Origin of the sequence: Sphingorhabdus sp., assembly GCF_044357595.1 — a bacterium.
GTDB lineage: Bacteria > Pseudomonadota > Alphaproteobacteria > Sphingomonadales > Sphingomonadaceae > Sphingorhabdus_B.
Genome location: NZ_JBIKPH010000083.1, coordinates 1 through 10,465, shown reverse-complemented (window position 1 = coordinate 10,465; position 10,465 = coordinate 1). Strand labels below are relative to the sequence as shown.

Genomic DNA, 10,465 nt, shown 5'->3' with positions numbered 1-10,465 from the left:
CGCACCTGCACCGACCGGGAAATCCAGATCTCGTTCGATGTCGGCGAAGACCGATCGCGCACGTGGATCATTACGCGCATAGATAGTGGCCTGCGTCTAAAACATCGGCACATGTTAAAATACGGGACTGAAGACCCCGTTTCGCAATATGGCGGCGATACCGCGCAGCAGGGGACTGCCACGCGTCAGGAATTTCCCGTGGATGCTTATTCCAAGGCAATGTTCACGCAAGAAGGCCGCACTGTTTCGAATGCCAACGTTTGGGCATTTGAACTAGAGCCGCAGCAAACATTGACCTATGAACTGGCGCGGCCAAACCGTTTGTTTCGTGTGACATTCGACGTGGCTAACCCTATCACTGGAGCAAATGAGTGAGTTCGGAAGCAGATGCAGCCAATGAGCTTATGCGGTTGGCGAGACAGATTTCGTACCACAATAAGCGTTATCATGCCGAAGACGCGCCAGAGATATCTGACGCGGAATATGACGCGCTGGTGCGCCGCAATACGGAACTGGAGATGGCATTCCCACACCTCGTGCGGGCGGATAGCCCCAACAAACAGGTTGGCGCTGCGGTGGAAGGTTCAGGCCTCAAGAAGATCACCCATGCTAAGCGGATGATGAGCCTCGACAATGCGTTTGAGGCGCAGGACGTCCATGATTTTGTTGCCCGGGTGCGTCGGTTCTTAAATCTTGCTGCGGACGAAGAGGTTGCCCTGACAGCGGAGGACAAGATTGATGGGCTTTCGCTGTCGTTGCGATATGAACAAGGCGTCCTGAAGCAGGCCGCGACGCGCGGCGATGGTAGCGTGGGTGAAGATGTGACCGCCAACGTCGCCTACATCGTGGACATTCCACAACAGCTAAAAGGCTACGTTCCAGATATCTTCGAGATACGTGGCGAGGTGTACATGGCCAAGTCCGACTTTGCCGCGATCAATGAAACGCAAAAAGCAAAGGACGCAAAGCTTTTTGCCAACCCGCGCAATGCAGCTGCTGGGTCGCTAAGGCAAAAGGATGCGAAGGTAACGGCGTCGCGCCCATTACGTTTTCTTGCACATGGCTGGGGTGAAGTAAGCGCATTACCCTTCGATACCCAAAGCAAAGTTATGGCAACGATTGCGGCATGGGGTGTGCCTGTGTCGCCGTTGTTGTTATGTTTCGACCATGTTGAAACCGCATTGGCGCATTATGCCGACATTGAGCGGCGCCGGGCGGACCTGCCCTATGACATTGATGGCGTTGTCTACAAGGTTGACCGCTTGGATTGGCAAGATCGGCTTGGCTTTGTCGCCAAATCACCGCGCTGGGCGATCGCGCATAAATTCCCTGCAGAACGCGCGGAAACAACGCTGGAGCAAATCGATATTCAGGTGGGTCGCACCGGTAAGCTGACCCCTGTCGGCCGTCTCGCGCCCGTTACAGTGGGCGGCGTGGTGGTGTCCAACGTTACGTTGCACAACCGTGACGAGATCGACCGTCTGGGGGTGCGCCCCGGTGACCGCGTAGTGGTGCAAAGGGCAGGGGATGTTATTCCCCAGATCGTTGAGAACCTGACGCGTGAGACAGCGCGTTCTGCTTATGCATTTCCATCACTTTGCCCGGAATGTGGTTCCGAAGCGGTTGCGGAAGAGGGCGAGGTTGATGTGCGCTGCACTGGCGGATTGATTTGTCCGGCACAGCGGGTGCAACGCCTCATCCATTTTGTAAGTCGCGGCGCGCTGGATATTGAAGGGCTTGGCGAGAAGACCATTCAAGAGTTTTTCGATCTTGGGTGGCTCGAAAGCCCTGCGGATATTTTCCGGTTGCGCAGTCGCCGTGGTGACATTCTATCGCGCGGCGGATGGCAGGATAAGTCTGTGGATAACCTGTTGGCAGCGATTGAAGCTACGCGTGCGCCCGATGGCGCAAAATTGCTTTTTGGCCTTGGTATTCGGCACATTGGGACCGTCACGGCGCGTGATTTGTTTAGGGCCTTTGGGTCGGTCGCCGAAGTTGGCAAAGTCGGCCAAAGGCTCGCACAATCCGATGAGGGGGCCATTGCGGACGTTACGGCCATTGACGGGGTCGGCGGTGCAGTCGCCGAAGCATTGGGGGGTTTCTTCCACGAGCCACATAATCTGTCAGTTTGGAATGACCTTTTGAACGAGGTTCAGCCGCCCGCTTATGTGTCGAACATTCGCGAAAGCGCGTGGACGGGAAAAACGATTGTTTTCACAGGCAAGCTCGAAACCATGAGCCGCGACGAGGCCAAGGCGCAAGCAGAGGCGCTTGGGGCGAAATCAGCAGGTTCAGTTAGCGCAAAGACCGACCTTGTCGTGGCTGGCCCAGGTGCGGGGTCGAAATTGAAACAGGCAACTGCGCTTGGTATTCAGGTTATCGACGAAGCTGCTTGGACGAATATCGTCGAAAGCGCGTAAATCTAACATAGCGCGGTTGCTGCCAAGTGGTTTCAAGTGCAACCAGTTGGCATGAAAAATATCAGCCACGTCTATGAAACGCCGCCTGCCGAAGCGAATACAGATTGGAGCGTGCCGCAAAACTGGGACAGGTTCAGCGCGGATGAGCATGCCATGTGGGACACGCTGTTTGCCCGGCAGACTGCGATGCTGCCTGGGCGCGCCGCCGACGCCTACTTGCGCGGTATCGATGTGCTTAAGCTCTCTCGTCCCGGCATTTCTGATTATCGCGAATTGAATGCACAGTTAATGGCGGCAACGGGCTGGCAGATAGTCGCTGTACCTGGCCTTGTACCAGACGCCGTGTTTTTCGACCATCTCGCCAACCGGCGGTTCCCTGCTGGAAATTTTATCCGGACGCCGGAACAGTCGGATTATCTGCAAGAGCCTGATGTGTTTCATGATGTTTTTGGACATGTTCCCATGTTGGCCGATCCCGTATTTGCCGATTATATGGTGGCTTATGGCAAAGGCGGGCTGCGTTCGCTTGGCTTTGGCGCGCTTGATCATCTGGCGCGATTATATTGGTATACAGTGGAATTTGGTCTGATTAAACAACCCAACGGCTTGCGCATTTATGGCGCCGGCATCGTTTCAAGTTACGCCGAGAGTATCTTCGTTCTGGAAGACCCTAGACCCAACCGTATCGCGTTCGACCTGCTTCGGGTCATGCGAACACATTACCGGATCGACGATTTTCAGCAGAATTATTTTGTCATTTCCAGTATCGACGAATTGTTAAACGTCACTGTGGAAACAGACTTCGCTCCGCTTTACGCGCGGCTGGACATACTTCCTGATATCGCCGCAAGCGAGGTTTTGACGAATGATGTGCTGATTGCGTAACGTCAGCAGGCCTTTCTAAAGATTTTCTACCATGTTCCAAAATCGCCGGGCGGCTGGCTGGTGCGACCAGTGGCCCGTGTTGGACGCTTCCAGCTATAGGACCTGCGTTTTACCAGCCACAAACATGGCCAGTCGCCGCGATCAACGCGCTTTTGTAAACGAAAACCCTGACGTCTGTAGGACTGCACGACCGCTTTTGCCTGCGTGTTTAACAATCCGGCCAGTATGAGGGAACCGCCATCGTCTACAATCTCTGCAAGTGAGGGCGCGAGTTCAATCAACGGGCCAGCAAGAATGTTAGCCGTAACAAGGTCGTAGGGCGCGCGTGAGGCGATAAGTGGGTGCGCAGTGCCTTCGGCTACACAAAGCGCAATTTGGCCCTGAGAAACGCCGCAAGACACGTTGTTGGCATTGGCATTGCCTGAGGTGACCTCAACACTTACGGGGTCAATGTCAGACGCCGTCAGATATGCTTTTGGCCACAAGCTGTGTGCAGCGAAAGCGAGCAGGCCAGTGCCCGTTCCAATATCAGCGATCAGGTCAAACCTTTTGCCAGCGCGCTTCATGTCGTCGAGCATTGCCAAGCAGCCGCTGGTGGTTTCGTGGCCGCCAGTGCCAAAGGCGCGACTGGCTTCAATCAGGAAAGGCGTGGCGCCTTTGGGTATTTTGCCTTTGTTGGAACCGGTGTGAACATAAAAGCGGCCGGCATGGACTGGCTTTAGCGCCTGTTGGCTCATAACGACCCAGTCAGCGTCGGGTAGTTTTTCCAATACGGTCTTGGCCTTTGCGGCGCTGGGAACGCGGATTTGGATAGCCGAGATCATGTGCGCGTTTGGCTTCTCGTTAAAGTAAGCCTCAAGGCGCCATTTCTCGTCGTTAAAGGCTTCTACTTCGTCGGCTACTATAGTGGGCATCGGTTCTAATGCCGCTAGCCACTCGTCATCATTGTGCAACGCTTCCGCCTCCTTGCGGGTGCAGGGCAGGGTAACCTTCCAGTTCATTGCGCTGCTTCTTTAGCTAGCCGAGCGTCAAGTCGTTCCATTGCTGCTTTAGCATAATTTTTGCAGCCTGCAGGATTCACCAGAGGTTCATTGCCTGAAAGGCGCTCAAAGAAACGCGATTGCGCGGGGTGCGGTGCAATCAGGATGTCGCATGGCTTCAGCTTAGAAACGCGGTTCATTGTCGCCCTTAATACGGCCACATACGCCGGGTGATCCATAAATCGGTAAGCATCAGCGGAGACGGCACCAAGGCTATCGGCGAAAACAAACTGATGACAGATAGCCCCCTTGCATGATTTCCAGGTCCAGCTCGTTCCGCCCGGGGCGTGGCCGGGTGTGGCGATGGCAGTCATTCTTATCGGTCCAAGGGTAATGGTTTCGCCGTCGCGCACAATTTGGTCCACCTTTATGCCAGCGAAGGGCGGCAGAATTTCTAACTGCGGGTCCGTTGGATCCGAGATACCAGTCTCGAGGCTCTTGCGTGCTTCGGCCCGCGCTAGCATCCGGGCACCGGTAATGCCCTTTAGCGCTGAAAGCCCAGCAACATGATCCAAATGTTCGTGACTGTTGACCAGATATTTCACATCTGCTGGTTTGAAGCCAAGTTTGCGGATATTGTCGGCAATGAGTGGCGCAGCCTCGGCAGTCGCGCCGTCAATGAGGATATGCCCTTTGGCTGACGTTACGAGCAACGACACGATGCCACATGTGCCCACCATATAAACATTGGCAAATATATGCGCGGGCGGCGCGGAATCGCTCCAACCCTCACGGCCTTCGCACTTTGACGCCAGTGTAGTACCATCCTGTGCATTGCTTATGGTTTCTAATGGCACCATCGGCGCGCAGGCGGCCAGACCCAATGCCAATACGGCGCTAAGCTTAGCGGACATAGCTGGCGCCATTAACGTCGAGCACCGCGCCCGTCATAGAAGGCGGTGCGTCGAGAGCGCAGAATTTGGCGATTGCCGCGACTTCTTCGGGATCGGCGACTTTGCCTAGAGGAATGTCGGCGAGCAATTTGTCGCCACCGCGGCTTGCCAGATAATCCTCAGCCATTCCTGTCATGGTAAAGCCCGGGCAGATGGCGAAGGCATAAATGCCATCTTTGGCATAAGCGCGTGCAATTGATTTGGTCATCGCGACCATGCCTGCCTTTGAAGCGGCATAATGCCAATGGGCAGGGCTGTCGCCGCGATATGCCGCGCGGCTGGCGATGTTGACAATGCGGCCCAATGCCCCGCTCGCTTGCCAATGTAGCACGGCGCGTCGGCACAGGTCGGCGCTGGCGGTCAAGTTGATCTGCATGGTGCGGTCCCAGCTTGCCAACCATTCCGCGTCTTCCCGCGTGATGGGATTTTCTTCAAAAACGCCAGCATTGTTAATGATGACATCGATGCGGCTGCCTAAAGCTGAAAGCGCGTCGGCCCAAAGTCGCGCGGGCACTGCCGGATCGTTCAGGTCGCCGTCCTTGCTGGAGAACGCGACCACAGTCGTTGTGGCTGGGTCAAAGCTTGCGGCAATGGCCGCGCCAATTCCGCGCGAGGCACCGGTGATTAGGATATGGGTTTTCATCCATGCTGCTTTTCACAGCGTCGATAAAAATTCAACCAAAGTTATCGAACGAGGTTACCAACAAATCGGGTCGCATCTGCCTAAAGCGATCAAAACGTATCGCCCAACGCATCATACCCGCCTTCAAGTAACATGATTTTGGATACGGCATTGCTGGTGCCTTACCGATCGGGGGAAAACCTAATTGAGCAAATTGGTTGACGAATTTTGCTTTTCGCAAAGTGCGGGCCTTGCACGATGCGGCTAATCGATTAAAGAGATAAAGAATGTCGAAGACTGGCAATTATTAAGGACGCTGAACTTATGGCGAAAAACCCGAACCGACCGCTTTCACCACATTTACAGGTGTATCGATGGTCGCCGCAGATGGCGGTTTCGATTTTCCACCGTGCAACCGGGTTCATATTGGCGACTGCCGGCATGATGACGTTGTTATGGTGGCTGTCGGCAATCGGTGGTGGTGCAGAGAGCTATGCGACATTTGAAAAATATGTTGTGTCGGCTGGAGCCGACGGCAGCGGTGTTCAGATCGCCAGTAACTGGTTCTTCCGCCTTGTTGCCTTGGCCGTCACCTTCAGTTTCTTTCAACATTTGGCGTCTGGCCTTCGCCATCTCGTCCTAGATATCGGCGCAGGGTATGAATTGAAGACGAACCGTACATGGGCATCGGTTGTATTTGTTGCAGCCTTTTTTGCAACTGCATTCGTGGCCCTGTTTGTGGTATCGCGCTTTATCGGAGTTTTGTAATGGACAGTAGAACAAATATTGGCCGCGTCCGTGGCTTGGGGTCCGCAAAGCATGGCGGGGAGCATTGGCTTAAGCAGCGCCTGACTGCGGTTGGTAATATGCTACTGACGACTTGGTTCGTGCTGTCCTTGTTCATGATCCCAAGTTTTGAACATGGCGCGCTTGCGCAGTGGCTTGCCCAGCCGCAGGTGGCGGTTCCAATGATCCTGATGATCGCGAACATATTTAGCCATGCCAGGCTGGGTCTTCAGGTATTGATCGAAGATTATGTCCATGACGAGGGCCTCAAATTCGCCGCAATGACACTCCTTAGTTTCTATGTCATTGCGAGTGCCGTGTTCGGCATTTTTGTTGTCGCAAAACTTGCATTTACCGGAGCGCTCGCCTGATGTCAGACGCATATAAGATTATTGACCATACATATGACACCGTCGTCGTCGGCGCCGGCGGATCGGGTCTGCGCGCCACTATGGGCAGTGCGGAAGCTGGTTTGAAGACGGCTTGCATTACCAAAGTGTTCCCAACCCGTTCGCATACGGTGGCGGCACAGGGCGGTATCGCCGCGTCCTTGGGCAATAACTCGCCAGATCATTGGACCTGGCACATGTATGACACGGTCAAAGGCTCCGATTGGCTTGGCGACCAAGATGCTATCGAATATATGGTCCGAGAGGCGCCCGCCGCGGTATATGAGCTTGAACATGCTGGGGTGCCATTCTCACGTAATGCAGACGGTACCATCTACCAGCGTCCGTTTGGCGGGCATATGCAGAATATGGGCGAAGGCCCCCCAGTTCAGCGTACTGCCGCTGCTGCGGACCGCACGGGCCATGCAATGTTGCATGCCTTGTATCAACAGAGTCTGAAATATGATGCGGATTTCTTTATCGAATATTTCGCACTCGACCTGATTATGGAAAATGGCGAATGCCGCGGCGTGATCGCCATGTGCATGGAAGATGGCAGTATTCACCGGTTCAAAAGCCATGCGGTAGTGCTTGCAACTGGTGGCTATGGCCGTGCCTATTTCTCCGCAACGTCGGCCCACACCTGCACGGGTGATGGCGGCGGCATGGTATTGCGTGCTGGCTTGCCATTGCAGGATATGGAGTTTGTCCAGTTTCACCCAACCGGCATTTATGGCGCTGGCGTGTTGATTACTGAAGGCGCACGCGGGGAGGGCGGTTACCTGACCAACAGCGAAGGCGAGCGCTTCATGGAGCGCTATGCCCCATCAGCCAAGGATCTCGCATCACGCGATGTTGTCAGCCGTTCCATGGCCCTAGAAATGCGCGAAGGCCGCGGCGTAGGTGCGCACAAGGACCATATCTACCTCCACCTCGACCATATCGATCCCGCGGTATTGGCGCAGCGTTTGCCCGGCATTACGGAAAGCGGAAAGATTTTTGCGGGTATCGACCTTACGCGTCAGCCACTGCCGGTGACACCGACTGTCCACTATAATATGGGCGGCATTCCGTGTAATTATCATGGGCAGGTTGTAACCAAAATGGGCGATGATCCCGAAGTGATCGTTCCTGGGCTTTACTCCGTTGGTGAAGCAGCCTGCGTTTCTGTGCATGGTGCAAACCGCTTGGGATCAAACTCGCTCATCGACCTTGTGGTGTTCGGACGTGCTACTGGTTTGCATCTAAAGTCATCACTCACCCCCGGTGCGCCGCATAAGGCATTGCCAACTGACGCCGCTGACTTGGCGCTGTCGCGGGTAGACAAGTTTCGCGGCGCAAAGGGCGGTTCGTCGACCGCAGAGATCCGCTTGCAGATGCAGCGCACGATGCAAAAGCACGCCGCGGTTTTCCGCGATACGGCCTTGCTGGAAGATGGCGTGACCGAAATGCAGAAGGTAAACCAGCGTCTGGCTGACGTTCATGTGACCGACCGCAGCCTGATCTGGAACACTGACCTTATCGAAACGCTTGAGCTCGATAACCTCATGGCGCAGGCGGTGTGCACAATTGAAAGCGCAAACAACCGCAAGGAAAGCCGCGGCGCCCATGCCCATGAAGATTTCCCAGCGCGTGACGATACCAATTGGATGAAGCACACTTCTTCATGGTTCGATGGCTGGGGCGGTTCAGGCGGCAAAGTCAAAATCGACTATCGCCCGGTCCATGATTACACCCTGACCGACGAAGCAGAGTATATTAAGCCAAAACCACGCGTTTATTGATTTCTGCGAAAACGGAGGCTGTGATTTCCAAGCTCCGTTTTCGTTTTACATGATCGAAAACCGAACAAGCGACGATGATTTCGTCTGCTTGCGTGCGCGCCTGAAACGCCTGAACCGCTGACTTCACGGTGTCGGCTGCACCAATGGCGCTGGCGGACAAAGCATCATTCAGAGCCGATGCAAAATGCGGGGGCAGGGATGCAACATAGCCTTCCACGGGCGGGGGCAATTGGCGTGGATTTTCGGTGCGCAACGCAACGAAGCTTTGCATCAACGAGCTTGCCAGATATTCCGCCTCCGCGTCGGTTTCCGCCGCGATGATGTTGAAAGCGGCAATCGCATGCGGCGTATCAAGCACGGCGCTTGGGCGGAAGTGGCTGCGGTAGATGTGTACAGCCTCATCTAGCATTTGTGGCGCAAAGTGGCTCGCGAAGGCGAAGGGAAGGCCCAATGCTGCTGCGACCTGCGCGCCGTAGAGGCTACTGCCCAAGATAGAGAGTTGCACATTCGCGCCAGCGCCCGGCGTGGCGACGATACCCGTTTTGCCATCATCGGCGAAATAGCTCTGCAATTCCATCACATCGCGCGGGAATGCATTTGGGTCGCTATCGAGCGTCCGCCGGATTGCAGCGGCCACACGCTGGTCGCTGCCCGGCGCACGGCCAAGCCCCAAATCAATTCGGCCGGGATACAGCGCATCCAATGTCCCAAACTGTTCGGCAATGACCAAGGGGGAATGGTTGGGCAACATGATGCCGCCCGAACCAACACGCATCGTCTTCGTTGCTGCCGCAATGTGCCCGATGACAACGCTGGTCGCGGCGCCGGCAATTCCACGCATGCCGTGATGTTCGGCGACCCAATAGCGGGTGAAACCAAGGCTTTCCGCATGCGCTGCCAGATCAGCCGCGTTGGCCAGCGCATTTGCGACTGACCCACCTTCAACGACGGGGACGAGATCAAGAAAAGAAAAAGCTGTCATGTTTCTTAAATGGTGGCTTAGCCCGCCAAAGCCAAGCGCAATCGGCATTTGTTTCTTGATCAGTTAAGCTTAGCGCCAGCGAAGCATCGATCGATCAAGTTCCGATAAGGACTTAACACCCATCAGCCGCATGTCGCGGGCAATTTCGTCGTACAACTTGCCGACGATGCGCTCCACGCCGAGTTGCCCCGCTGCGGCCAATGCATAAAGATAGAGCCGCCCACCTGAACAGGCAGTTGCGCCAGCGGCAAGGGCTTTCAAAACATGGCTTCCGCGCTGCACTCCGCCATCGCAAATGATGTCGATTTTACCACCAACGGCGTCGGCGATTTCGGCTATTTGGTCAAATGGGGAGCGCGAACCATCCAATTGGCGGCCGCCATGGTTCGAGATCATGATAGCAGTTGCGCCAATATCCACCGCCCGTTTTGCGTCGTCGACCGACATGATACCTTTTAGGCAGAATTCTCCGCCCCAGTCAGACCGGACCTTTTCAGCCATCTTCCAATCCATTGAGGTGTCGAGCATAGTATTGAAATATTCTGCCACGGAGACCGCAACATTGGTGCCGGCATCCACATGTGTTTGCAAATTGGGTAGCGAGAACTTCTCCCGGAACATGTAATTCAGTGCCCACATCGGGTGGATAGCATAGCTTAGGACA

10 protein-coding genes and 1 pseudogene are annotated in these 10,465 nt (G+C 55.1%); 6 read left to right on the top strand and 5 right to left on the bottom strand.

Annotation, left to right across the window (positions count from 1 at the left end; genetic code table 11):
• The 3 genes and pseudogenes from ACIQ2T_RS09055 to phhA form a co-directional block, all read left to right on the top strand.
• Window positions 1-375 (top strand): annotated as a pseudogene (locus ACIQ2T_RS09055) (hypothetical protein); the annotation flags it as partial.
• 29 nt (window positions 376-404) lie between these two features.
• On the top strand, window positions 405-2,420 hold the full coding sequence (gene ligA, locus ACIQ2T_RS09050) for an NAD-dependent DNA ligase LigA (RefSeq protein ID WP_397590527.1): 2,016 nt from the start codon (window positions 405-407) through the stop codon (window positions 2,418-2,420).
• Between the two features lie 51 nt (window positions 2,421-2,471).
• Window positions 2,472-3,305, top strand: coding sequence for a phenylalanine 4-monooxygenase (phhA, locus tag ACIQ2T_RS09045; RefSeq protein ID WP_397590526.1), 834 nt, complete (start codon window positions 2,472-2,474; stop codon window positions 3,303-3,305).
• A gap of 26 nt (window positions 3,306-3,331) precedes the next feature.
• Here phhA and ACIQ2T_RS09040 read toward each other — a convergent pair whose 3' ends face one another.
• The 3 genes from ACIQ2T_RS09040 to ACIQ2T_RS09030 are packed head-to-tail and all read right to left on the bottom strand — an operon-like array spanning window position 3,332 to window position 5,881.
• Window positions 3,332-4,306, bottom strand: a complete 975-nt coding sequence (locus ACIQ2T_RS09040; RefSeq protein ID WP_397590525.1) for a 50S ribosomal protein L11 methyltransferase — start codon at window positions 4,304-4,306, stop codon at window positions 3,332-3,334.
• Entirely contained in the window at window positions 4,303-5,199 is an 897-nt protein-coding gene (gene bla / locus ACIQ2T_RS09035; RefSeq protein ID WP_397590524.1) for a subclass B3 metallo-beta-lactamase, read from the bottom strand. Before bla ends, ACIQ2T_RS09040 begins: the two co-directional genes overlap by 4 nt.
• A complete protein-coding gene (locus ACIQ2T_RS09030; protein WP_397590523.1) occupies window positions 5,189-5,881 on the bottom strand; it encodes an SDR family NAD(P)-dependent oxidoreductase in 693 nt (230 codons plus the stop codon). Before ACIQ2T_RS09030 ends, bla begins: the two co-directional genes overlap by 11 nt.
• A gap of 303 nt (window positions 5,882-6,184) precedes the next feature.
• Here ACIQ2T_RS09030 and sdhC point away from each other — a divergent pair, with 303 nt between their 5' ends.
• Genes sdhC through sdhA form a run of 3 tightly spaced genes read left to right on the top strand, consistent with a single transcriptional unit; the run spans window position 6,185 to window position 8,819 of the window.
• Window positions 6,185-6,628: a succinate dehydrogenase, cytochrome b556 subunit gene (sdhC, locus tag ACIQ2T_RS09025; RefSeq protein WP_397590522.1), complete on the top strand. Its 444-nt coding sequence runs from the start codon at window positions 6,185-6,187 to the stop codon at window positions 6,626-6,628.
• Window positions 6,628-7,017, top strand: a complete 390-nt coding sequence (gene sdhD / locus ACIQ2T_RS09020) for a succinate dehydrogenase, hydrophobic membrane anchor protein (protein WP_397590521.1) — start codon at window positions 6,628-6,630, stop codon at window positions 7,015-7,017. Before sdhC ends, sdhD begins: the two co-directional genes overlap by 1 nt.
• Window positions 7,017-8,819: a succinate dehydrogenase flavoprotein subunit gene (gene sdhA, locus ACIQ2T_RS09015; protein WP_397590520.1), complete on the top strand. Its 1,803-nt coding sequence runs from the start codon at window positions 7,017-7,019 to the stop codon at window positions 8,817-8,819. Before sdhD ends, sdhA begins: the two co-directional genes overlap by 1 nt.
• On the opposite strand, the gene ACIQ2T_RS09010 is transcribed toward sdhA, so the two are convergent.
• Together ACIQ2T_RS09010 and ACIQ2T_RS09005 are read right to left on the bottom strand one after the other, a co-directional pair.
• A complete protein-coding gene (locus ACIQ2T_RS09010) occupies window positions 8,794-9,801 on the bottom strand; it encodes an LLM class flavin-dependent oxidoreductase (RefSeq protein WP_397590519.1) in 1,008 nt (335 codons plus the stop codon). The two genes, sdhA and ACIQ2T_RS09010, sit on opposite strands and share 26 nt — an antisense overlap.
• Window positions 9,802-9,870: 69 nt before the next feature.
• Window positions 9,871-10,465, bottom strand: a 595-nt coding sequence (locus ACIQ2T_RS09005; protein ID WP_397590518.1) for an alpha-hydroxy acid oxidase, incomplete at its 5' end; no start/stop codon positions are given.

What these genes read in the sequence shown, in the direction of transcription:
- ligA (WP_397590527.1), top strand. Translation starts at nt 405, where the DNA reads ATGCGGTTGGCGAGACAGATTTCGTACCACAATAAGCGTTATCATGCC.
- phhA (WP_397590526.1), top strand. Translation starts at nt 2,472, where the DNA reads ATGAAAAATATCAGCCACGTCTATGAAACGCCGCCTGCCGAAGCGAAT.
- ACIQ2T_RS09040 (WP_397590525.1), bottom strand. Translation starts at nt 4,306, where the DNA reads ATGAACTGGAAGGTTACCCTGCCCTGCACCCGCAAGGAGGCGGAAGCG.
- bla (WP_397590524.1), bottom strand. Translation starts at nt 5,199, where the DNA reads ATGTCCGCTAAGCTTAGCGCCGTATTGGCATTGGGTCTGGCCGCCTGC.
- ACIQ2T_RS09030 (WP_397590523.1), bottom strand. Translation starts at nt 5,881, where the DNA reads ATGAAAACCCATATCCTAATCACCGGTGCCTCGCGCGGAATTGGCGCG.
- sdhC (WP_397590522.1), top strand. Translation starts at nt 6,185, where the DNA reads ATGGCGAAAAACCCGAACCGACCGCTTTCACCACATTTACAGGTGTAT.
- sdhD (WP_397590521.1), top strand. Translation starts at nt 6,628, where the DNA reads ATGGACAGTAGAACAAATATTGGCCGCGTCCGTGGCTTGGGGTCCGCA.
- sdhA (WP_397590520.1), top strand. Translation starts at nt 7,017, where the DNA reads ATGTCAGACGCATATAAGATTATTGACCATACATATGACACCGTCGTC.
- ACIQ2T_RS09010 (WP_397590519.1), bottom strand. Translation starts at nt 9,801, where the DNA reads ATGACAGCTTTTTCTTTTCTTGATCTCGTCCCCGTCGTTGAAGGTGGG.